Genomic DNA, 23,094 nt, shown 5'->3' on the forward strand with positions numbered 1-23,094 from the left:
AAGCAGATATTTATGTTAAATAGCACATTAAACAGAACATTAAACTTAACCTTATTTAAAGGTAACGTCATTAAAAAAACAGCTGTTTTAACCGTTGTGACTTCTTTATTTCTTGTTGGCTGTGGTAGTGATCAAAATTATAAGCGTGAAGTTGAAGGTAATGAAGATTACCTTAAATCACCTACGTTAAAACCGTTAATTATTCCTGAAGGTGTTTCGGTGCCTGCGGAAAGTGGCGATTTTTATGTTGTTAAAACTGAGGTTAAAGGCGAATTAGGTAAAAAGCTTGATATTAGACCGCCAATTTTACCGATCCCAACTATTCAAGATGCATTTGCGATTTATAATAACGGTTCGGTCACTTTTAATGTGCCATTAAGCAATAATGTCTGGGATCGTATTCCTAACAGCCTAAATAAAAAAAATATCTTTATCGCTAGCCGTGATAATAACAGCATTAAAACCAATAAAGCCTTTATGGTGCGTGCAGACGAAAATCGAGCTGTTGAAGCCACTTATTCAATGACACGAAACTTGGTAGGCGATACTGAAACAATCACCATTTCAATCACCTCATTAACCCGTGGTACTGAAGATTTAATTTCGCAACCAATTGAAGTGCAACGCTATGTTGTAAGTTTATTTAATGACATAATGGATGATGTTGCACCTGATTCAGTTCGGACTGTACCACGAAAAGCACAAGATAAAGAGGCTGAAAAAGAAAATGCCGAAGGCAAAAAACCAGCAACAACAGTAAGCGGTGCAAATCAAGAGTAAGTTTGGAATTTAAGGAGCGAATAGCTCCTTAATTATTTATTGGCAATTGATATAAGGTTATAAACATGAAAAAGTTGGCTGAGCTTTATCGTGGTAAAGCTAAAACAGTATATACCACCGAAAACTCCGATTTATTAATTCTTGAGTTTCGTAATGATACATCGGCATTTGATGGCTTGCGTATTGAACAGTTAGATCGTAAAGGCATGGTTAATAATAAATTTAACTATTTTATTATGAGCAAATTGCGTGAAGCTGGCATTCCAACTCAAGTTGAAGCCTTATTATCTGACAATGAAGTGCTGGTTAAAAAGTTGCAAATGATACCTGTTGAGTGTGTAGTACGTAATCGAGCCGCGGGCTCTTTAGTTAAACGTTTAGGAGTTGAAGAAGGTAAAGTTTTAAATCCTCCTACGTTTGAATTATTCCTAAAAAACGATGCATTGCATGATCCAATGGTTAATGAATCACACTGCAAGGCTTTCGGTTGGGCTAGCGATGATCAACTTGCAAGAATGAAAGAACTTAGCTTTAAAATTAACACCATCTTGACTGATTTGTTTGATAAAGCAGGACTAATATTGGTTGATTACAAACTCGAATTTGGATTATTTAAAGGCGAAATCACTTTGGGTGATGAGTTTTCTCCTGATGGTTGTCGTTTGTGGGAAAAAGAGACAATGAAAAAAATGGACAAAGATCGCTTTCGCCAAGGTTTGGGTGGTGTGATTGAAGCCTATGAAGAAGTAGCAAAACGAATTGGTGTTCCTTTCTAATGTTTGCACAGTTTGATATCTCTTTTTTTCTACTTTTGGGGTTAGCGGCGCTGTGTTATTTAACACACAATAATACCGTGACATTTGCAGTGCTGTTATTGTTACTGTTTAAATTAACGCCGCTTGCCACTTATTTTCCATTTTTAAATCAATATGGCTTAACAATTGGTATTGTTATTTTAACTGCCGCAATGATGGTGCCTTTAGCTGATGGCTCGTTAAAAATAGGCGATATTGCTAAATCATTTAGCACTTGGCAATCTATATTAGCTATTTTTGTTGGAATTTTAGTATCGTGGCTAGGTACGCGAGGTATATCCCTCATTGGTGCACACCCTACAATTATTAATGGTTTAATTATTGGTACGCTAATTGGTGTGGCTTTTTTCAAAGGTATTCCTGTTGGTCCTCTGATTGCTGCAGGTATTTTGTCGTTGTTAATTGGAAAAAGTTAACCTTATGCACAAGTATCCCAACAGCACAAGAACGCTATGGGTGTTACAGGGTGAAGCCACACAGTTATTCGAGCAACTTAGCCAGGCTATTTGTCATTACTCAGGTGATTGGTTAACGGTTACATCTCACTTTGAACTTTCTAGTTATTTACCCAATACATTAATTTCTGATGTAATACCGCCCAATCAAACTAAACAGTTGTTGGGACGGCAGTATCGACATGCTATTTTTGATGCAACGGTAGGATTTAATCTTGATGCCTTTGCTATGCTTGTTGGCACGTTAGTTAAAGGTAGTATATTGGTTTTATTCTTGCCTAAGAATCTGTCTACTTGGCATGATCAAGATAGCTTACGCTGGAACGAAAGCCAAATGCCCATTAATGTGCCTAATTTCGTTGCACATTTAATACAGACTTTAACTGAATTTGGTTTATCAATTTATCCTAAAATTTCATCAAAACAGGTTATATCCTCTAAGATATCCTTGCCTGAAGTTATTATTGATGACGTTTGTGATTTAGCCGAGCAACAAGCAACTTTAAAACAATTATTAAATAGCACTAAGCCTATTAACGTATTAGTCGCTAAACGTGGACGCGGTAAATCGGCACTAGCTGGGTTATTTAGCCATTACCAACGTTGTATTGTGACAGCACCAAATAAATCAGCACTGACCACCTTTTTTGCTTTTGCTAAGCCCGATACCCCATTTTTTGCCCCAGATGAATTAATTGCTCAATCATGTATTACCGTTGCCGATTATTTAATTATTGATGAAGCTGCCATGATCCCACTTCCCATGCTGGAAAAATTGTTAAAACTAGCTAAAACAAATAACACTCGAGTATTATTAACAACGACTGCTGATGGGTATGAGGGCACAGGACAGGGCTTTTTGTTGAAATTGTTATCAGGTAAAGCATGCCAATGTTTTCAGCTAGTTACCCCCATTCGTTGGCAGGCTGGTGATATGTTAGAGCAATTTAGTGATCGGTTGTTACTTAATGGTTTATTAACCAAGGGCGATAATTTTGATGTAAGCTCATCATCAATCCAATATTCAAAAGTTCAACGTAATGATGCTGATATATTAAGATCGATATTTTATTTATTGAAAGTAGCTCATTACCAAACTACGTTAGTTGATTTAAGACGTCTGTTTGATGCGCAAAATTTGACAATTTGGCAAGCGACAGCTAACAATAACCAAATAGCTGCTGCACTGACTGTTATTGAAGGTAACTTACCAGATAGTTTAATCACCGAAGTGTGGCAAGGTACGCGTCGACCAAAAGGTAATTTAGTAGCACAGTCGTTAGTCGCCCACGCAGGTGAGCCGCAGGCGGCTAAATTGCGCTCAGTTCGGATTAATCGTATTGCGGTTATTAGTGCCTATCGGCGACGGAATATAGCAAGGCAACTTGTGCAAGCTATCTTTGAAGATGCCAAAGCTCAGAATATTGACTTTTTATCGGTTAGCTTTGCTTATACCCCGTCTAATTACCAATTTTGGATTGCTTGTGGGTTTGTTTTGGTGCACGTCAGTAGTCATAAACAGGCAAATAGTGGTAGTTATTCAGTTATGGCGCTAAAGCCATTAACTGATTCAGGGCGAAATCTAACCATTAAATTAAAACAAAAATTACATCGTAATGTTTATTGGTTCAAAGATATTATTGATTTACCATTTACTGATATTATTGAAAGTAAGGATAAGTCACAACTAACACAAGATTTAGACGCCTACGATTTTGATGAACTAAACGGATTTGCTTACTATCATCGACCGTTTGAAGCCACTTATGCCACACTGTGTCGATTAGTTCGCTATAATCAAAAGCATCAACAATCGCAAAAACCACAATCACAACCACAGCAACAACTAACATTGCCTGTGTTATCAGCACTGATAAAAAGCAAAAACAATCAATCTTTGCTCATTAGTTCATATCAACTTGCAGGAAAAAATGCATTAATGCAAACCATCAAGCAAGAGATCAAAACATGGTTAGCAATTCATAGTTAGCGATTCATAGTTAGTAAATAATGGCAATAATGTGCTTTTTGACGAAAAAACCAATAATAAAGATAGCTGATTATCATTGCAGGTTACCAAGGGCTATGTTTACAATAGTTACCATGTTTAAGTTCAACTTAATTTTTACCCAACTAGTTTAAACTTAACTAGTTTCAACATAATTCGTTTTAATTAAAAAGGAATCGAATGTGACGCAAAATAAATTAGAAAACCAAGCACAACATCGCCATTCAAAAAAACAAACTCAAAATCCAAACAATCAACCCACAACAGGTATTGAGTATTTTTTTAAAGGTTGGTCATTGGCGTTTAGTCCAGGCATTAAGCGATTTGTTTTTTTACCATTAATTGCCAATGTTGTGATTATGTCAGCATTATTTTATTGGTTCTTTACGGCTATCTCGGGCATGGTTGATTGGGGAGTGTCGTATATGCCAAGTTGGTTGCATTGGCTTGGTTATATTATTGTTTTTATGGTTATTTTAGCTTTGGTTATTTTGTTTTGTTATTTCTTTAGTACGGTAACCAATATTATAGCGGCTCCGTTTAATGGCTTGTTAGCTGAACAAGTTGAAGCACAGTTAACGGGGATCCCCGCAGCAGATATGTCGTGGATAAGTCTTATTAAGGATCTTCCTCGTATTTTTAGGCGTGAATTACAAAAACTACTTAACTATTTATTATGGGCAATTCCGATACTGCTAACTTACTTTATTCCTGTTATTGGGCAATCAGTAACGCCAGTGGTTTGGTTTTTATTTACCGCTTGGCAAATTAATATCCAATATGCTGATTATGCCTTTGATAACCACAAAATTACTTTTCACCGTATGCGTGAATTACTCAAGCAAGATCGGGTAGATAATTTAACTTTTGGTATGATAGTCAGCTTTTTTACCATGGTGCCATTGCTTAATTTAATTGTTATGCCTATTGCGGTATGTGGCGCAACGGCAATGTGGGTTGATCGCTACCGTCATCAAGCCTTATTTGATAGTAGTAGCCAAGACTTTCGTTAAGCAGGGCGTTATTTTTTCTTCGTCGAATTTGTTGATGGCCAATCATCGTCATCATCTTGATAAGGGATAGGTTTTATCCCTTTCTTTTTTTCAAGATACGCTTTATAACTTAGTCGATTCAGCGCCTTAATAGTATTAATAAAAATCCCAATTAAAATCACCACAATTATCCACCAGTAATCTTTAAGCCATTCCATCTTACTTCCTCTTAGATAAAAATCGCTATCTCCAAGTTATAATAGCTAGGCACAATAACAATTGTGCCGCAATTATGCCAACAGTAATTTTTCTAATATGCGGTTATAAATTGCAGTTAAGGTAATTATATCTTTGCAGTTGGCGTTTTCGTTGATTTTGTGAATAGTCTTATTTAATACACCTAGTTCGATCACTTGACAGCCCATTTTAGCAATAAAACGTCCATCCGACGTACCGCCGCTGGTCGATAGCTTGGTATCAATGTTGGTAAATTCCTTAATAGCACTTGCAGCAGCATTAGTTAAATCGCCTTGTGGCGTCAAAAAAGGATGTCCTGATAATCGCCAAGATAACGTATAGTTCAAATTATGTTTTTGTAAAATTTGCTCAACGCGCGCTTTAATTATCGTATCGGTCAATTCACTACTATAGCGAAAGTTAAATTGCACACTTAGATCACCCGGTACAACGTTTTCGGCACCTGTACCACCATTAATATTGGCAATTTGCATAGTTGTTTGAGGAAAATACTGATTGCCTTCATCCCAAACAGTGCTAACTAGTTCATTTAATGCAGGAGCAAAGCGATGGACAGGGTTATCGGCAAGGTGAGGATAGGCCACATGACCTTGAATACCATGCACAACTAAATTAGCTGTTAGTGAACCACGGCGACCGTTTTTAATTTGATCGCCAAGTACAGCATCGCTTGACGGTTCGCCCACGATACAATAATCAACACGTTCTTGACGTTTCATTAGCAAATCGACAACCTTAACAGTGCCATCGGTTGCATCGGCTTCTTCGTCCGATGTAATTAAAAAAGCTACTCGCCCAGCGTGATTTGGATGTTGCTTAACAAAATCTTCAGCCGCACAAACCATGGCAGCAACGCCACTTTTCATGTCAGATGCACCACGTCCATAAAGCACGCCTTGTTCATCAATGGTTGGCGAAAATGGCGGATAAAGCCATTTGCTTTCATCACCTGCAGGTACGACATCGGTATGTCCTGCAAACATTAAGGTTTTGCTGTTAGCTTCGCCATGATAAGCCCATAAGTTTTTGGTCTTTCCAATATTAACTTCTTCAATAGTAAAACCGAGCGGTTTTAGCCGTTCAATAATCATTTTTTGACAATTTTTATCGTCAGGACTTATTGATTTTTCGGCGATGAGTGCTTGAGTCAGTGCAATAACAGGTTCAGTCATAGTGGTCTCGATTTTTATTTAGATTGCGAAATAAATTGTGAATAAAGCTCCTCTGAAAAGCCCAACAATGCACGTTTCCCATCGATAAGCAAAGGGCGTTTTAAAATAGATGGATTGGCTAACATAATCTTTTTAGCCGTTTGAGCATTATTGACCTCAGCACGAATAGATTCATCCAACTTACGCCAAGTAGTACCTCGTGTATTGAGCAAGCTTTGCCAATTAACTAATTGTAAAAAATCATCCAACAGCTCCTCTGAAAGCCCGTTGGTTTTATAATTATGAAATTGATAGCTTACATGATGATCATCAAGCCAAGTAAAAGCTTTTTTCATCGTGTTGCAGTTTTTGATACCGTAGATGATGTACATAGTAGGTGATCCAACATTGAAAATAATAATAAAGATTATAACAGTTATCGGCCTGATGCGGCAAACTAAAGGGATTTATTTGTTTTAATTCATATTAATACTCATATCTAATGTTAGTTGTTAATGCCAAATAGTCGCTAGTGAAAGCTTGAAATTTTAAATATTTTGGATGGTGAGTTAAGAAATGAATTTTTGAACAGATAATTTCACTCATTTTAAAAAGATCAAACTATTGCTAACCCTTTTTTTTAACAATAAATAAAATCAAATAAAAACAACACACTAAAGAAGCTCTAAAAAAAAGGGTTTTCAAAAGCAAAAATCCTATTTGTCTTTTGCGAAACAAGGTTTATATTATATCGGTTTCTAGTTTACCGCCGAGTAGGCGGTTTAGAAAACGACTACTTGGGCGGTGTAAATAGTGCAATGCGTTTACCGCCGAGTAGGCGGTTTAGAAAATATTGCTTCCGAAATAACTTTAAATCTCATAGTTTACCGCCGAGTAGGCGGTTTAGAAAAACACCAAGCAGGACAAAAAACAATGAAACGTGTTTACCGCCGAGTAGGCGGTTTAGAAAAAATGGGATTGCATCCAAGCTAAGTACAGCCAGTTTACCGCCGAGTAGGCGGTTTAGAAACAAAGAAACATAAACTAATTAAAACTGATTTTGTTTACCGCCGAGTAGGCGGTTTAGAAACAAGTGAACTAGCCGAATGTTTAATCAAGGCTAGTTTACCGCCGAGTAGGCGGTTTAGAAAGCTAATCAAACCAACATCATCAAATGTTAGACGTTTACCGCCGAGTAGGCGGTTTAGAAAAACAAGCAGCGAGATTGTAGCACTTTGTTCAAGTTTACCGCCGAGTAGGCGGTTTAGAAAATCAATAAAATTTAATAATTTTTCACGTTTCAGTTTACCGCCGAGTAGGCGGTTTAGAAAAGTCCGCATTATTGTTAATAGCGATTTTATGCGTTTACCGCCGAGTAGGCGGTTTAGAAATCACTTAAATCCTCACTCGGTTTCTCACTGCGGTTTACCGCCGAGTAGGCGGTTTAGAAACGACGAGCAACATTTTTGAGGTATAATAATATGTTTACCGCCGAGTAGGCGGTTTAGAAAGTAGCCGATCCCAGTTATGTCAATGCCAATGTGTTTACCGCCGAGTAGGCGGTTTAGAAACGACACGCTCAAATCAATTGACGGCATGCCAATGTTTACCGCCGAGTAGGTGGCATATAAATCAAAAAAGCCCTCAGACGAGGGCAGTGGATGTCTACCGACAGAATAGCTGGCTATGGTTATTAGCTGTGTTCAGAAATTTTATTGAACGCTTAAGCTAGTCATTAATAATCCATTATCAACAATATAAAATAAATATTAATCAATTAATTACAACATTTCTCAACAAAGTAACGCATAATTCGATTATCGACGGTTAGTTCGGGATGAAATGAGCAAGTCAAAATGTTATCTTGCTGCGCCATTACACAATGATTATCAATAAAAGCTAGCTGATTGACTTGCTCACCAGCTTTTGCAATATATGGAGCACGAATAAATACTGCTGGAATTTGCTCACCAATAGTTGGTATATCTAACGTTGTCTCAAAGCTGTTAATTTGCCGACCAAAACCATTGCGTTCAACGCAAATATCCATCAAATCTAATAATTCGACTTCGTTATGAGTTGTCGTTTTGCCACAAAGCACTAGCCCAGCACAAGTACCTAAAATTCCTTTGCCTTGTTTAGCAAATTGTTGAATGGGCGCTAAAAGCCCATTTTGTTTAATTAATCGACTAATTGTGGTCGACTCTCCGCCGGGAATGATTAAACCATCTAAATTAGCTAATTGTTCGGGTTTCTGAACTAGTGTTGCTTGTACATTATCAATACTATTTAGCATCAAAATATGCTCACTAACTGCTCCTTGTAAGTTGAGCACACCAATGTACTTAACATTGCTTAGTTTGGATGATTTTGCCATTACCAACCTCGATCTTGCATTCTTTCTGATTGAGCAAGTGTGCTGATTTCAATGCCTTTCATGGCTTCGCCTAATCCTTTTGATAATTCGGCTAATCGTGGATAATCATCAAAATAAGTAGTAGCTTGCACAATGGCTTTGGCAAATTTTTCTGGATTTTGAGATTTAAAAATGCCCGATCCAACAAAAACACCATCAGCACCTAGTTGCATCATAAGTGCTGCATCGGCAGGGGTCGCAACGCCACCAGCGGCAAAATTCACAACTGGTAACTTACCTAGTTGTTTTACTTGTAATACAAGTTCATAAGGTGCGCCAATTTCTTTAGCAAAAGTCATTAGCTCATCTTTTGATTTTCCTGTTATCAAACGGATTTGCTCATTGACTTTACGTATATGGCGAACAGCTTCAACAATATTCCCTGTTCCTGGTTCGCCTTTGGTACGTAACATTGATGCTCCTTCACCAATTCGACGCAGTGCTTCACCCAAATCACGACAACCACAAACAAAAGGCACGGTAAATTCATCTTTAAGAAGATGGTACTGTTCATCGGCTGGGGTTAGTACTTCGCTTTCGTCAATATAATCAACCCCCATTGATTCTAAAATACGTGCTTCAACAATGTGGCCAATACGTGCTTTAGCCATAACAGGTATGCTAACAGCATTCATGACTTGTTCAACAATAGTAGGATCAGCCATTCGAGCGACACCGCCAGCAGCTCGAATATCTGATGGTACTCGCTCTAAAGCCATTACCGCAACTGCACCAGCTTGTTCGGCAATTTTAGCTTGTTCAGCATTAACAACATCCATAATTACGCCGCCTTTTTGCATTTGTGCCATACCACGTTTAACGGTCTGTGTTCCTGTAATTTGATTCATTTTTTACTCCTAGTTGAAAATTGGTCTTGTTTGAAAAGTATTATTCAAAAAGAAATAGTTAGACGAAACAGCCAATTGGACTATAATAAAGCCATCCAATTTTAGGTTTGTTGATGTTACTATAAAAATTGCTCAGGTAGAGTATTGATTTTATTTAATTTTTAATGTATTTTCTAAAAAAACAAGTGTCTAAAATAAAATATGTGGCAAAAACAAAAACTAACCCAATTTGAAGGATCACTTTTTCAACAATTGACTCACTTAATTGAACATTATATTGAGCAAGGAATTTTGATTGCTGGCGAAAAGTTACCTTCAGAAAGGGAGCTAGCTAAAATGTTACAGATTAACCGCTCAACTGTAGTACATGCACTGGAGCTGTTGACTGAACGAAGCATACTACTTCGACGTCGAGGCAGTGGCACTTATGTCAATAATAAAAAATGGGGCGTGCAAACCTATTCATCGATCAATTGGCGTTTACCAGCCCATTTTTATCGAGATAAAAAATCATTTTATCAACAAAAAGTGGCACAAGTGCGTGCGCAACAAGTGCATATTTGCGATCTGGCTAATGGTGATTTGCCAACTAATTTAATTCCCAAACTCCAGCTACCTGATACCTCGTTAAATGAATTGATTATGCATGAAAAAAACAGCGATGCATTACAATTAGGTTTACCATCGCTTAAAGCTCAAATTGCAACTTACATGCAAACTCAGTTTTCTATGCAAGTTGATATTAACGAAATTTTAATTACATCGGGTACGCAACAGTCGTTATTTCTTATTACACAGGGTTTACTTAAGCCAGGAGATGCAGTTGGAATTGAATCTCCTTCCTATTTTTACTCCTTACCTTTGTTTCAGGCTGCTGGATTACGTTTATATGGTATTGAATGTGATAATGAAGGTATTACTCTTGAAAGCCTATCAAATTGCGTACAACAACATCAAATAAAGTGGTTATTTTTGAATCCTATATTTCAAAACCCAATGGGCTTTGTTATGAGTAATAAACGAAAACAGGCAATTGTTGCATTTTGTCGTTCGCAATGTATAGGTATTGTTGAGGATGACGCCTATAGCAGTTTAGCGTTTAAACCAAATTTGCCAGTATTGCCCATAAAAAAATGGGATCAGCATAATCAAGTTATCTATTTAGGATCGCTATCGAAATATATAGGAGGAAATATTCGTATTGGGTGGATGGTGGCACCGCGTAATATTATCAAAAATCTGTCCAATATTCGGCAACACATTGATTCGGGGTTAAGTATATTGCCACAATTATTAGCTCAAGAATATCTACAACATCATCACACTGTCCATCAACAACAGCTACGGCAAACGTTACAAATCAAAGCAGAGCAGTTAATGCATTGGTTGGATTGTTATTTCGGTGGTGAGATTACTTATCAACCTCCACTAGGTGGCTTTCATTTATATGCGCATTTACCTGTAAAAACGGTAGCGCAAGAATTAGCTGTGCTTAATAAACTGTTATCAAAAGGAGTGACGGTATCGCAAGGGGCTGACTTTGGCGATAACTTAGGGACAATTAGATTAAGTTATGGGCATTTTGAACAGCAAATAATCTCAAAAAGATGATAAAAACACTTGCTTTTTTAGATAAAATAAAATTGATTTTTTGGTAGTTTAATATTTAATCTTTTTAATAAATATATTAATAATCAATTGATTGCAGAGTTATCAACAGGTTTATTCAGTACTTATTAAGTCATAAAGTGAATAAATATCTTAAGTCCCTTTTTTAATTATCCGCAAATAAACCACACTCAAAAAAGCTCAATAGGCAATTGAGCAAAATATCACCTTTTAACCAATTATTGAAATTAGTTTTTCCTTGTTATTTGCTTTTGTAACGCAATGCAAACAAATGAAAAATTTTTATAACATTATGATTAAATATAAAATCACTTATAAATAACATTAGGGATTAATTAAAAATTGGCTAATTACTTACCTTTTTTTAACTATACTTTACCATTGAACCAAATATGTTAGTTTACTGCCACTATTCTAACTCGTTATAATTACAAGCATCAGGTGAAAACCATAAACGATATTAGGAGACTATTTTGCATCTTTCATCTAAGGCTTTTCGTATTTTAGGTATTATCGCTACAGTGGCGTCATTAGGGATGTATGTTTCTTATATTCCACAAATCATCGATAATTTGCATGGATTGAAAACAAACCCAATTCAACCATTGGCCGCTTCCATTAACTGCTCGCTATGGGTCTGCTATGGGCTGCTACAAGAAAAGAAAGATTGGCCACTAGCAATTGCTAATTCGCCAGGAGTGATTTTTGGGTTAATTGCTTTTTTTACTGCTCTATAATTTACATAATATCATTATGTAACAAGTAATCAGTTGCTCTTATATTATCGCTTTTTGGGTAGCATTTTTATTGTTAGAGTTCATAGTAAATTTCAACAAGAATTGTAAAAAAAGATTTTTTTTGTTATCAAATCAACTTAAAAATTGTTCAGATTAATATTTAATCATTTAGAAAATTATTTAATAATTAAAATGTTATTGAGTTATTAACAGGTTTGTTAAATACTTATCAAATTGTACAGTGAATAAATCAAGTTAATCGATTTGCTTTAATATTACCGACAAAATGATAGATTTGTTGAAATTTGCAATTATGCTGGCAGATTATTTTTAAGTACATCTTAAAAGAAGATAGACAGACTAATAGATAGTTTTATAATGCATCCAAAAATCAAATAACCGTCAAAAGGGAAAGAAAATGAAAAAATTAATCGGTATATTTTTACTTAGTTTACCCATGTTGGCTGTAGCTTCAAATTGTGATGAAATTAGTGCTAATATTGCTGAAAAAATCAAAAACAACGGTGTTGACCCTTCACAATTTCAGTTAAAACTTGAACCATCTGATAAATCAGAACAACAAATTGAAGGTAAAATTGTTGGTTCATGCGATCGTGGTCAACAACGTATTGTTTATGTTCGTTTGGATGGTTTAGCAACGCAAATACAAACTCAGCCAGCTAATACAAAAGATGAAACTGAGAGTCGTAATGATAAAGCAGAACCATCAACAAACACCCCAACCGAATCAACACCAGTCGAAGGTAAATGACCTGTTAAAAATTAATTATGTAATTTTTGCAGAAAAATAGGGCGTAATGCCCTATATTTATATGTTTGTGACTAGAGCAAATGGCTGTAATTTGCTTTAACGTCTTCGTCCCATACACTTGATTGTACTTGACCAATGTGTTTTTGTTGTAAAAGCAACATAACCAAACGCGATTGCCCAATTCCACCACCAATGGTTTGCAACAAATCGCCATTAATTAATGCTTTATGCCAAGCAAGCTCTAAACGATCTTCATCATTTGTTAGTTTTAATTGACGTTTTAACGTTTCTGGATTGACACGAATCCCCATTGATGAAATTTCCAATGCGCTATGCAAAATTGGATTCCACACTAAAATATCGCCATTTAAGCCATTAGATCCTAAATCGTTTTCACTGCTCCAGTCATCATAATCAGGTGCACGAGCATCGTGCTTTTCATTATTTGATAATTTACCGCCAATACCAATTAAAAACACAGCTCCAAGCTCTTTAGTTATTGCGTTTTCACGCTCTTTTGGGGATAAATTTGGATAGCGTTTTAATAACTGCTCACTATCGATAAAGGTGATAGATTCGGGTAAAAATTGTGAAAGATGATACTGTTGTGAAACAATTTTTTCGGTCGCTTTAATGGCAGCATAAATATTTTCGACCGCTTGTTTTAGATAAGTTAAATTGCGATCTTCTGGACGAATTACTTTTTCCCAATCCCACTGATCAACATAAACTGAGTGAATTGGCGAAAGTTTCTCCTCGTCCGGGCGTAATGCTTTCATATTAGTGTAGATTCCTTCGCCAACTTTGAAATGGTGATCGCTCAAGATTTTACGTTTCCATTTAGCTAGTGAATGTACCACTTCATATTGTGCATTAGGTATTGCTTTTACCTTAACTTGCACTGCGTGCTCAGTACCTGAAAGGTTATCTTGAATACCATCGCCAACTTTACTTAGTAACGGAGCTTGCACTTCGATAAGTGATAAACGCTCGGCAAGTTGCTCAGCAAAAAATTGCTTAACAAAACTAATTTGCTGTTGCTGCTCTTTAAATGATATCGTCATGTTTACGCTCTAATCATTTATTTAATTTTCAGTGTATCAGTAAAGTAAACTAGATGAGTGAATTTTGCAAGATGAAGATAGAAAGGTAAAGCATTGACTTGTTTAGATTGAATAAACGTTTGATTTTGCTAAAAAATAAAATTTAAAAACTTCAATAAAATCAATTGCCTACCTGAACGATTTTAGAACAAAACATACTTATAGCGCCATAAGGTTAATATGCTTGTCTTATCACAACATCAAAATGCATGATCACTAAGTTAGGTTAACACGCCAAACTGGCGGTTTTGTGTTTTGGCGGTTAGTAGTGATATTAAGTATTAAAAATAAAAAGTTAATTTATCATAAACTTAACATTATATTTTGCTAAAAAATTGACTTATTGCTAAAGCTGAATCATTTCTATCTTTACATTTCTTTACAAAAAAGTAAGCCCAATAACTAGCCAACTATTTTTTTAACGGCTATACTTCCATCGATTTAGGAAAACAAGCTTATTTAACAAGCTAATAAATATAAAATAAAACAAAACAATAAAACAATGTACTTGATGGATGAATCGTAATGCAATATCATTTTTGTCACAAGACTTGGCAAGCCTATGTCTTAAATTTATCGAATAATTTTATTCGACGAGTGTTTGCTCAAAACTTATTTATATCTCTGAAATTATCTACAAAATCATTTTTAAAAATTCAATTGGTACTGGCGCCGTTGTTGTTACTGCCGTATTCATTGGAATCGCAGGCATTATCGGCCACTACATCGAATACCATTCAAGGCACTGCACCCTATTTAACGCTTGATGATGGTGTCACTAAAGAGACTAATATAGATGGCTTATTAGCTATTAAGTTATCAGACGGTCGAACATTTACACCACAAAATAATCCCTCATCACCGGCAGCACCAATTAAGGTACCTGTAGAGTATACTTGGGGTAATATTAATATAATAGTTCCGCCATTAAGTGAGTACTTCCATATGAATGACTTGGTGGCACAAGGTAAATTGCGTGATGATGATGGAGATCCTATAGAGACAAATGGGGGTATCCTTCTGTCTATCTTTGATAAAAATGGTCGATGGATTAATAGTGATCGTAATAATAATAGTAGGTTAACGATATGTAATGCACCTTATGCGGTGAGATTAGAGAGTCCAGAGGTTTATTTATTTACTATGTATGGTGACCCATATTATAGTAAACTCGAAGGAGGTACAGTAACGTATTACATTAGTCCAAATACCGTCCCTCAAATCTGTTCTGTAAAGCCAAATATTGGTGGTCTGGATGGTCTAGGTGACATATGGAATTATAGGGACGGATTTTTCGTTCAATCAACTAATCCTGATTTATACAACCTAAATTTCCCGACCACGGGTGCGCACAATTTATATTTTGATTTACTCATAGGAGGAGTAGATGAAAGTCAGTTGACTTGGTCGCCAGTTACACACGGGGGAATCACAGCGACAGTAACGAAAGAAGTGGTTACTAATGGGGGGGGTGAAAAAGTTGTAACGCGCGTTAAGTTGACAGGGCCAGCGGCAAGTGATAGTCAAAAAGAGTCAGATAGTCCAGGTCTAATTGCCGTGCCAAATTTACCACAGGTATTTGAATTAGAGGGTCGAGATAGTAGTGGTAATGTAGTAGTGAAATATGGATTTAAGTTAAAGCAGTGGTTTGTTGCACGAGGAAACAAGTTAGGGACATTTTCTGAGCAAGAATCTTGGTGTAATAGCATAGGTTATCGTCTGCCTCGGATAAGCGATTTAACCAATGCGAAATGTGGTGTAGATAAAGATCGCTTCCCATGTGTAGAAGGCATAGATGGCGCCAAGCCTTCATCAACAGGTAATTATCCTCAGAGACGAATAGGCGCTGGTTTATTTACCGAGTGGGGCGCACTGATTGGTGGATATACCGATGCTGATTTCGGATTCCCGCATTGGACGAGTGATATAATGGGAAGTAATCCGTTTCTTGTATACGAAGGCACGGTTTCTAGATCTGATGGGGTTTGGGATGCTTCTGCTATTTGCACGTTTTAGTGGTTAGTTCAGTTTTAAAGCACAGGGATATTTATGGCGTTAATCAAGGACAATCTAGCCAAGAACTAAGCCGTTGCTCGATGGAGCATCGGCTGGCAAAACCAGTTGGCCTTAAGCTTTAATAACTTAAAACCAAAAAACGCCCCGACTAATAAGATTTAAAAATTTGCGCTTTTGTTATTAACCAGTTGTTATTAAACGACTGTTATTAAATAATAAAAGCGCTTTTCTTGAAAAATAAAGCCACAATAATAAAAAAGAATACAATCTATAACGCATTGATTTTAATTAAAAACATAGATTGGACTATGAAAGCAAATAGTCTGATTATTCTTTATTAACTACCTTATTATTAACGTATCAAACTCAAATTAAAGTAACACATCTTTGGAAAATAACCGTTTTAGGCGTAGTACAACAGAATACTTTAAAATGGCTGATTGTAGTAGCAAGGCAAAAAATTTTAATTACTAAGTAAATTCTATTTGCCAAAAAAATCGTTATTGTAGATTAATTACCCATGACGGCGATTGGAAAGGTTTCTCGAAAAAAACTGTGTCAATTGTTATTATAAATTACTATTATTAACAACTATCAAAAAAAGCTGAACATTGCTAAATGCTCAGCCCTGATTTTTTATACATCAAATACTTAACTTAATTTTTATAGTGGTATATTAGTTTATTAAACATTTTAGATTTGCTTTCTAAAATTAAAAAATATGCTTTTATTTAAATAATATGTTTGTTTTTAATGATATTGGATAGATTGTTCACTTTGCTCATCGTGTACTAAAAGTAGACAAGTATCACTTAATGATACGGCTTTTTGTAAACGTGCTTTGTCTTGTTCATTAAGGTTATTGATACAAGCAACTATATAGCTACAGGTTTTGTATTGTAAGACTTTTTCAATGGTTGATACTAGGTCTTCATTATTTAAATTTGCTAGATGAATCACTTTGTGTTTATCTAACCCTGCAGTATTAACCCATGAACGTTTTAACATTGGTCGGTCAGAAAGCCATAATTGCCATTTTTTAGCTTTATTAAGTGATTTTAATAAAGGGCGTTGTTGTTGTAATACTTGTTGAAAAGGGGACTCAAAATTAATAGCCATAAGTTGTTGTGTAGAATGTTCAATAAGCATAATAACCTCTGTACTGTTTTTCTATACAGTGTATATTAATACAGTATTTTAAGGTTGTAAACTCTATTTATGATTATTTTTTATGTGATTTATTAATTGAGTTATTTTAAGAACGCAAATATTGATACGATAAAATACCTAAATATGTCATTAAAGCTGAACCAATTACATGAATCAATATTGTTGCTAAACCCCAATATATTCGACCGTCTTGTAAAAAGTTAACCACCTCGGCAGAAAAGCTTGAAAAAGTTGATAAGCCACCACAAAAACCTGTTATTACCAATAACCGCCATTCAGCAGAAAGGTTAGAGTGATTAAAAAAGGCAATTGCAAAGCCAATAATATAGCCAGCAACTAAATTAGATAGCAATGTACCTAGTGGAATAGTAAAAGCAATAACATTGAGTTTAAGTGATAAGAACCAACGCATTAATCCCCCCGCTACTGAACCGACAGAAATGGCTAAAATCAGTTTTAACATAATGATATATCCTTGACTATACTTTGAAATATGAATTTGTTATCGCTATAGATACTAAGTGATCGGAAAATATATAAAACGATCATACCAGTAGAAAATAGAAATAGGAAATCCTAATCAGATTGAGATAGAATATTCAATATTAAGAAAATTTGAGGTATATCTATGTTTACAGGCATTGTTCAAGGCGTTGGTCAGATTATTGATATTGTTGAGCAAAATAAATTAAGAACATATAAAGTTAAATTACCGCATCAATTAACTAATAAAATTGAAATAGGGGCGTCGATTGCCAATGATGGATGTTGCTTAACAGTAACGGGGGTCGATAAAGATATCGTGTCGTTTGATATTATGGAAGAAACCCTTGCATTAACGACATTGGGTGATAAAAAAATCGATGATTTTGTGAATATTGAGCGTAGCGCTAAATATGGTGATGAAATTGGTGGTCATGTGATGTCTGGGCATATATCTTGCACTGCAACTATTGTTGATATTCAAAAAACTGCCACAAATTGTGAGATGACGTTACAATTGCCGAAAGAATTTATGAAATATGTATTATATAAGGGCTTTATTGGCATTGATGGTGCAAGCCTAACAATTGGGCAGGTAAAAGAAGATCGTTTTGCTATTCATTTAATCCCTGAAACGTTAGCTATTACCACGTTAGACGCTAAAAAAGTCGGAGATAAAGTTAATATCGAAATTGATTCCCAAACTCAAGCCATTGTTGATACAGTTGAACGGGTATTGGCAGCAAAAAATTGATAATATTTAATTTTGATTCTCGATTAATTTGAGAAAAATATTATTAGATTATTATCGAGTAACTGGTTTATTTTAATTAAGTATTTTCGTTAGTTTAACCTGAAATCAATGGTCTACCTGAATGTTTTATTAAAATAGGTAATAATCTTTTATAACGTTTGGAGACCTTTGATTAGTAGTTGAGGAATATCGACAATTTAATACCAACAAAATTTAATTTTATACTTAAATACTGTTTATATTTAAATGCTTTTTTTACTTAAACATATAGTTACCTGAAAGTTTTTGACAAGATTTTTAACATTTCTACCACAGACAAAAACAATTTAGTCCTTATTGGTTTGTTTTTATGCTTTGATTAGAGTTAATTAGGTTGAAGATGGTTATACTTTACCCGGTTGGAGCATTTTTCCTTTTTTGCCACCCCATTGGTCATCAATAATGTAGTGAGCTGTGATTGGTACAAGTGCAGGTATAAAGGTAAATTTATAAAAAACTTCATCACCTTCGCAGATTTCATAATACAGTGAATATAATGGTGCATCTAATTGTAGGTTAATAGTAAATTTTTCTGTGGCAGAGGCAACCTCAATCGTATTTTTGGGATGTGTGTAAAAGGGAACAACAATGCATCGTTGGGTTTGGTTATCTATTGTAAAACTATCTGATAAGGTTAAAAAAACGTTTGCACCGAAAGCATCATCAGGTAATGGGTCAAAAATGACATAATCCTTATGAATAACTGCACCTTGTGCAATATTTTGTTTACCCCATTGCGATAATTCTTCACTGTATGGTCTAGATCTGACTAAAATTTGACTATGAGATATTAATAAATCTACAACCTGTTGTTTGTTTTTCTCCATCAGAGATATTCCTTTTCATACCATAAAATCATCAAATTAAATGTAGGAAATTGCCAGATTGTTAATATCAAATTATAAAAATAATTCGCTAATAATGTATAAGGCATTTACTTAAAATTGCTTTATGTGGTTTAACCATTTTGTAAAAATTAATAAGCCATCTAGGCTTTTGTTTTCTATTTTTCTTTTGGATTTTTGAATATTGGCTGATTATGCCATATCTTTGTTAAAGCATATATTACTTTTTCGGGTTTCTCATTTATTTTAGCCTCATGTGTTATTTGGCGTTGTTTGTATGGGTAAAAACAATATAATAAATCTTATTTAGTTAAAATAAGATTTATTGGGTTATTTAATTCAATCACTATTTTGAAATCGGCACTTGATTCCACTATAAGAAAGTGATTTGGCAATTCAGTTGCATTAATGAATGGGTTTGATGTTTCGAAATAGATCACCCATTTTAAATTATCTTTAGGCGTTAAGTAAGCAATAAACCCTTCTGAACCATAACTTCCTTCACCTAAAAAGCATTGATTACCATTAGTTATGGTGATTTTTTTTGTGATATCTATATTAGTGATATTATCAGGATCTTTATCCAAAAAAAGATTAAGGTTGAATTGTTTCCCTTTTTTAATTAACAATTGGGGATAAAACTGGGCTGAAAGGGATATCGATTCACCAGTAGAAAAGTAAATCCCGTCTTTTATAGGTAATGTTTGTTTATTCCATAACGCTAATATTTTTGTCATCTAAGCACTCTTTTATATGTTAATCTCCAAAAGCGTGGTTAATTTATTGCATAATCAAACCTAGATTTGATGCAAGTATTATAAATGTCTATTAGCTAATTTATACGGAATATTTGCTAACGTAGCTTTTTGTTTGTCGAATATTGCTTTATATTTGCTTAATGTTGAGTGATTAACTGCACTATAATGGTTTAGTTCATTATTTTGTGTGCCGTCATCTTCCCAATAGCATAATGGACAAACATCGTATTGTCCTTGATGAGTTAAGGTTAAATAATGGCAACAAGGGCATGCATGCAAGATATCTTCGTCCCCTATAATGGTAATAGGTTCACGGTATAAAGCACTAATATATTGTTTTAGATATTGATTAGAATAGCCTTTCAATTTAATGCCAACAAAATAGCCTAATAAAAATTGCTCAATGGCATCATCATAAATATTGTTATATGCTAAAGGTTGGCCTTCTTTATCAAGATAATTTGCAAAGAGTATATTTTCAATATCCTGTTTTGTGGATTGTGTAATCATTTCGATAGCTAACAGTGTTAAAGCAAGTTTTCGGCTGAGTGTTTTCATTGGGTTAATGTAAATAATGAAATGATAAATCGTCTAATTTATCAGATATATAGTTTTGTTACTATCTGGCTTTTTATTTTATGCTTATGATAAATGAAAAACAGGGACAATAAAAAGATAGAATGTTAAATATGGGAAAATTAAATATTGATCTTATTGATATTATTAACAATGGTGGCTTTTTGAAGTGTCTTTCTGCTTTAGCGAAAGATGCTTTTTTTCGACATTGCCGAATAGAAACAATGAAATCAGCCATTTTGTACACGGCTAAAATCGGGCTTTTTGATATAGAAATAGGTCTTGATAAAAAAGAACATAGTGGCTATGAACTCATTAATTTATCTGAAGATAACCATGAAGTTAGTGGTATCGCTATCCATGATACTTATGGAATAATGAAAACAAATTTTAATGCTTTATTATCAGCTAATATTATCCAATTATTGCCTGAGCATACAGTAAACCATATAGATAATATAGAACAAATTGAAATCCACTTCTGTAGTGGAAGCACTATAATTTATCAGCAAGCTGACTTATCGCCTGCGGTGATATCCAGTACATTAAAGGGCGTCATTTTTTGAATTGGAATAATGTGTGATTTGTTTATCATCATCAATTAATATATGATTATTATTGATTATATAAGGAAAAAATAGAGATAACATTTCAAAAGAAGATCTCAAAATTTAATCAATTAAAATTGAGTCACATGAAAAAAGAAATGTTGCCCTTGATCTGTTGCGATACCCAAAAGGTAATAAAAAATGAATTCTATCGATATTATAAAAAGCTATTTGGCAAGCTCGCTTTCTCCACAGGATTTTCAAAAAGAACTTTATTATAATAAGGATATTGAAGATCTTCTATCTGAAGAGAATCAAATTCCCCCCTATACCAGCAGATATAAAAACGCATTTTTATATCTTATTGAAATTGATATTTTATTGCCATCAGGTGAACTCGATAGTAAAGATTTACTTTCAAAGTTTCTCGCTAAAAGAAATATTAACTTCTCGTTAAATAATGAACATAAAAAAAAGTATGATCTATTTATGAAAATTCAGCCAAGCTGGTTAAATTTAACTGAACCATACTTTAATTTAATCATGAATAAACATCGGGATAAAGTTGGAGTTGAATTGGAAAAAGCGTTAAAATTAGAAATTAAGAAAGATTTTAAATTCTTAAAAAATAGACCTAAATGGCTTCAATCCCCAAACTGGCCAACCGTAGATAACAAACCGTTAATTTTTATAGGTCAATTAGATATAACCGAAATCAGCCACGATATTACCTATTTATATATTTTTTTAAATGAAAAGGAGAATACATATATGACTTTTGAGCAATCAACATAAACCAATAACTAACTGGCAACACGGCGATATGATTTAATAATAATTCTATTGGGTTGCCATAACTAGCAAAATCTCAAGCGATATATCATGAATAAATTAAAAATTAGGCAACAAAAATTTGAAGTGAAACATTACTGGTCCCCAGATATACATGATCCTTGGCGATGGAAGCCAGAAGACAATGCAGTATTTTACTTATTAGAAATGAATATTGGTATTACAGGAAAGGATGAAACAGATATTTATTCAATTATTATTGCCACTCCAGAAGGGATAATGAATTTAAATAACAATAGAATGCAACAACCTAAATTATATAAAATGTTGTTACTATACCAATACGATTGGAATAAGGTTAGACGCACAATAGATCAGCAGCTTGCTTTGATAAATCCCACTGATGAAATACAAGCCTTGGATAAATTAGCCAGTAGTTTTTATTGGGAATATGATGGTATGAAATAACCCTAAAAAAATATGCTAATTATGAATATGTGGTGATGAGTAATTAGCACAATTTATTAAGTGATCCTTTATAGCGGTTTGAGTAAAAATAGTTCGGTTGAGACTGAGCCTAATGGGAACGTGCAAACTAAAACCAGCATTCATGTGGATTGCAAAAGTGAAGTACATAAGTATTCCATAAAATGGGAGTTTTAATATTAATGCATATTCAAAGAGAAAAGATCTTATATGCACTTCAAAAAGCATATGGCGATTTAAGCAACCCAGATTTCCATTTCGTGATGGAATCCTATAACTCCCTAAAATATAAATGTCTACTAAATGATATCCATGCTTTATTTAAAGTAGAAGATAATACTGATTTAAACTATGACGTATGTATATCGCTAAAATTTAATTATCATAATAAATCAATGTATTTATATTTATCTTTAGTATCGGCCTATGCCTTTTTATTTTATGAAAATAAAGTTATTGATTGTAATGATGATATTTATCAAATATTGCCTGAACTGATTGATATATTACATGATTATCATTTTGTGTTGTTAAACAAAAATGAGCTTTTATATACCTTTGATATAAATTCCTCGGCTTTTGGTTTAGAGGATAAAAAAGCATCAGTTTTAGCACTGTTGTTTTCATTCGGTTTATCGGTCAATTAAAAATAATAATTAAACT

The 23,094-nt window shown here is 34.4% G+C and carries 25 protein-coding genes and 1 CRISPR repeat array; of the genes, 14 read left to right on the top strand and 11 right to left on the bottom strand.

All coding sequences use genetic code 11. From position 1 onward, the window contains the following. Window positions 1-12: 12 nt before the first annotated feature. From bamC to cysZ, 5 genes are all read left to right on the top strand, one after another. Window positions 13-780 carry an outer membrane protein assembly factor BamC gene (bamC, locus tag ACGH6Q_RS05885; protein WP_411592311.1) on the top strand — a complete coding sequence of 256 codons (768 nt, stop codon included), beginning with the start codon at window positions 13-15 and terminating at the stop codon, window positions 778-780. 65 nt (window positions 781-845) lie between these two features. Next, window positions 846-1,556 carry a phosphoribosylaminoimidazolesuccinocarboxamide synthase gene (purC, locus tag ACGH6Q_RS05890; protein ID WP_411592313.1) on the top strand — a complete coding sequence of 237 codons (711 nt, stop codon included), beginning with the start codon at window positions 846-848 and terminating at the stop codon, window positions 1,554-1,556. After that, the gene (locus ACGH6Q_RS05895) at window positions 1,556-2,011 is read left to right on the top strand and encodes a DUF441 domain-containing protein (protein WP_411578810.1); all 456 of its coding nucleotides are present in this window, start codon (window positions 1,556-1,558) and stop codon (window positions 2,009-2,011) included. Before purC ends, ACGH6Q_RS05895 begins: the two co-directional genes overlap by 1 nt. A gap of 4 nt (window positions 2,012-2,015) precedes the next feature. Continuing rightward, entirely contained in the window at window positions 2,016-4,040 is a 2,025-nt protein-coding gene (locus ACGH6Q_RS05900; protein WP_411592314.1) for a tRNA(Met) cytidine acetyltransferase TmcA, read from the top strand. A 200-nt stretch (window positions 4,041-4,240) separates the two neighbouring features. Beyond that, entirely contained in the window at window positions 4,241-5,071 is an 831-nt protein-coding gene (cysZ, locus tag ACGH6Q_RS05905; RefSeq protein WP_411592316.1) for a sulfate transporter CysZ, read from the top strand. An 8-nt stretch (window positions 5,072-5,079) separates the two neighbouring features. Here the strand turns inward: cysZ and ACGH6Q_RS05910 are convergent, their stop codons facing one another. The 5 genes from ACGH6Q_RS05910 to pdxS form a co-directional block, all read right to left on the bottom strand. Continuing rightward, a complete protein-coding gene (locus ACGH6Q_RS05910) occupies window positions 5,080-5,268 on the bottom strand; it encodes a YpfN family protein (protein ID WP_065589987.1) in 189 nt (62 codons plus the stop codon). 72 nt (window positions 5,269-5,340) lie between these two features. Then, window positions 5,341-6,480 carry a succinyl-diaminopimelate desuccinylase gene (gene dapE / locus ACGH6Q_RS05915; RefSeq protein ID WP_174798145.1) on the bottom strand — a complete coding sequence of 380 codons (1,140 nt, stop codon included), beginning with the start codon at window positions 6,478-6,480 and terminating at the stop codon, window positions 5,341-5,343. Window positions 6,481-6,494: 14 nt separating this feature from the next. After that, a complete protein-coding gene (locus tag ACGH6Q_RS05920; RefSeq protein ID WP_296318045.1) occupies window positions 6,495-6,851 on the bottom strand; it encodes an ArsC family reductase in 357 nt (118 codons plus the stop codon). A 369-nt stretch (window positions 6,852-7,220) separates the two neighbouring features. Further along, a CRISPR array of direct repeats spans window positions 7,221-8,091; the repeat unit is 28 nt; unit sequence GTTTACCGCCGAGTAGGCGGTTTAGAAA. 145 nt (window positions 8,092-8,236) lie between these two features. Continuing rightward, window positions 8,237-8,836, bottom strand: a complete 600-nt coding sequence (gene pdxT / locus ACGH6Q_RS05925; RefSeq protein WP_411592318.1) for a pyridoxal 5'-phosphate synthase glutaminase subunit PdxT — start codon at window positions 8,834-8,836, stop codon at window positions 8,237-8,239. Further along, window positions 8,836-9,723: a pyridoxal 5'-phosphate synthase lyase subunit PdxS gene (gene pdxS, locus ACGH6Q_RS05930; RefSeq protein ID WP_174798149.1), complete on the bottom strand. Its 888-nt coding sequence runs from the start codon at window positions 9,721-9,723 to the stop codon at window positions 8,836-8,838. Before pdxS ends, pdxT begins: the two co-directional genes overlap by 1 nt. 201 nt (window positions 9,724-9,924) lie before the next feature. Here pdxS and ACGH6Q_RS05935 point away from each other — a divergent pair, with 201 nt between their 5' ends. The 3 genes from ACGH6Q_RS05935 (at window position 9,925) to ACGH6Q_RS05945 (ending at window position 12,861) form a co-directional block, all read left to right on the top strand. Continuing rightward, window positions 9,925-11,334 carry a PLP-dependent aminotransferase family protein gene (locus tag ACGH6Q_RS05935; RefSeq protein ID WP_411592321.1) on the top strand — a complete coding sequence of 470 codons (1,410 nt, stop codon included), beginning with the start codon at window positions 9,925-9,927 and terminating at the stop codon, window positions 11,332-11,334. A gap of 491 nt (window positions 11,335-11,825) precedes the next feature. After that, window positions 11,826-12,089, top strand: coding sequence for a SemiSWEET family transporter (locus tag ACGH6Q_RS05940; RefSeq protein WP_034914233.1), 264 nt, complete (start codon window positions 11,826-11,828; stop codon window positions 12,087-12,089). 418 nt (window positions 12,090-12,507) lie between these two features. Next, complete coding sequence (locus ACGH6Q_RS05945; RefSeq protein ID WP_296301338.1) at window positions 12,508-12,861, top strand: DUF1161 domain-containing protein; 354 nt, start codon at window positions 12,508-12,510, stop codon at window positions 12,859-12,861. A 71-nt stretch (window positions 12,862-12,932) separates the two neighbouring features. Here the strand turns inward: ACGH6Q_RS05945 and asnA are convergent, their stop codons facing one another. Continuing rightward, window positions 12,933-13,925 carry an aspartate--ammonia ligase gene (gene asnA / locus ACGH6Q_RS05950; RefSeq protein WP_296301336.1) on the bottom strand — a complete coding sequence of 331 codons (993 nt, stop codon included), beginning with the start codon at window positions 13,923-13,925 and terminating at the stop codon, window positions 12,933-12,935. A 564-nt stretch (window positions 13,926-14,489) separates the two neighbouring features. Here asnA and ACGH6Q_RS05955 point away from each other — a divergent pair. Continuing rightward, window positions 14,490-15,980, top strand: a complete 1,491-nt coding sequence (locus ACGH6Q_RS05955) for a hypothetical protein (RefSeq protein ID WP_411592323.1) — start codon at window positions 14,490-14,492, stop codon at window positions 15,978-15,980. A gap of 750 nt (window positions 15,981-16,730) precedes the next feature. Here the strand turns inward: ACGH6Q_RS05955 and ACGH6Q_RS05960 are convergent. Continuing rightward, the gene (locus ACGH6Q_RS05960) at window positions 16,731-17,129 is read right to left on the bottom strand and encodes a cell division inhibitor SulA (protein ID WP_065589978.1); all 399 of its coding nucleotides are present in this window, start codon (window positions 17,127-17,129) and stop codon (window positions 16,731-16,733) included. A gap of 106 nt (window positions 17,130-17,235) precedes the next feature. Continuing rightward, complete coding sequence (crcB, locus tag ACGH6Q_RS05965; protein WP_411592325.1) at window positions 17,236-17,613, bottom strand: fluoride efflux transporter CrcB; 378 nt, start codon at window positions 17,611-17,613, stop codon at window positions 17,236-17,238. A gap of 165 nt (window positions 17,614-17,778) precedes the next feature. On the opposite strand from crcB, the gene ACGH6Q_RS05970 reads away from it, so the two are divergent. Next, entirely contained in the window at window positions 17,779-18,387 is a 609-nt protein-coding gene (locus ACGH6Q_RS05970; protein WP_411592328.1) for a riboflavin synthase subunit alpha, read from the top strand. A 383-nt stretch (window positions 18,388-18,770) separates the two neighbouring features. Here the strand turns inward: ACGH6Q_RS05970 and comJ are convergent, their stop codons facing one another. From comJ to ACGH6Q_RS05985, 3 genes are all read right to left on the bottom strand, one after another. Further along, window positions 18,771-19,253: a competence protein ComJ gene (gene comJ, locus ACGH6Q_RS05975; RefSeq protein WP_411592330.1), complete on the bottom strand. Its 483-nt coding sequence runs from the start codon at window positions 19,251-19,253 to the stop codon at window positions 18,771-18,773. A 320-nt stretch (window positions 19,254-19,573) separates the two neighbouring features. Further along, window positions 19,574-20,008, bottom strand: a complete 435-nt coding sequence (locus ACGH6Q_RS05980) for a hypothetical protein (RefSeq protein ID WP_065589975.1) — start codon at window positions 20,006-20,008, stop codon at window positions 19,574-19,576. Between the two features lie 78 nt (window positions 20,009-20,086). Next, window positions 20,087-20,587, bottom strand: coding sequence for a CPCC family cysteine-rich protein (locus tag ACGH6Q_RS05985; RefSeq protein ID WP_411592332.1), 501 nt, complete (start codon window positions 20,585-20,587; stop codon window positions 20,087-20,089). Between the two features lie 131 nt (window positions 20,588-20,718). Here ACGH6Q_RS05985 and ACGH6Q_RS05990 point away from each other — a divergent pair, with 131 nt between their 5' ends. The 4 genes from ACGH6Q_RS05990 to ACGH6Q_RS06005 all read left to right on the top strand — a co-directional run bounded on the left by ACGH6Q_RS05990 (window position 20,719) and on the right by ACGH6Q_RS06005 (window position 23,078). Then, window positions 20,719-21,171 carry a hypothetical protein gene (locus ACGH6Q_RS05990; RefSeq protein WP_296318039.1) on the top strand — a complete coding sequence of 151 codons (453 nt, stop codon included), beginning with the start codon at window positions 20,719-20,721 and terminating at the stop codon, window positions 21,169-21,171. A 183-nt stretch (window positions 21,172-21,354) separates the two neighbouring features. Then, window positions 21,355-21,948, top strand: a complete 594-nt coding sequence (locus ACGH6Q_RS05995; RefSeq protein WP_411592334.1) for a hypothetical protein — start codon at window positions 21,355-21,357, stop codon at window positions 21,946-21,948. Between the two features lie 87 nt (window positions 21,949-22,035). Continuing rightward, window positions 22,036-22,413: an Imm8 family immunity protein gene (locus tag ACGH6Q_RS06000; RefSeq protein ID WP_411592336.1), complete on the top strand. Its 378-nt coding sequence runs from the start codon at window positions 22,036-22,038 to the stop codon at window positions 22,411-22,413. Between the two features lie 200 nt (window positions 22,414-22,613). Further along, window positions 22,614-23,078 (top strand): hypothetical protein, encoded by a 465-nt coding sequence (locus ACGH6Q_RS06005; RefSeq protein WP_411592338.1) that lies wholly within the window; start codon window positions 22,614-22,616, stop codon window positions 23,076-23,078. Window positions 23,079-23,094 lie beyond the last annotated feature (16 nt).

Origin of the sequence: Gilliamella sp. BG2 (assembly GCF_046635645.1) — a bacterium.
GTDB lineage: Bacteria > Pseudomonadota > Gammaproteobacteria > Enterobacterales > Orbaceae > Gilliamella > Gilliamella bombi.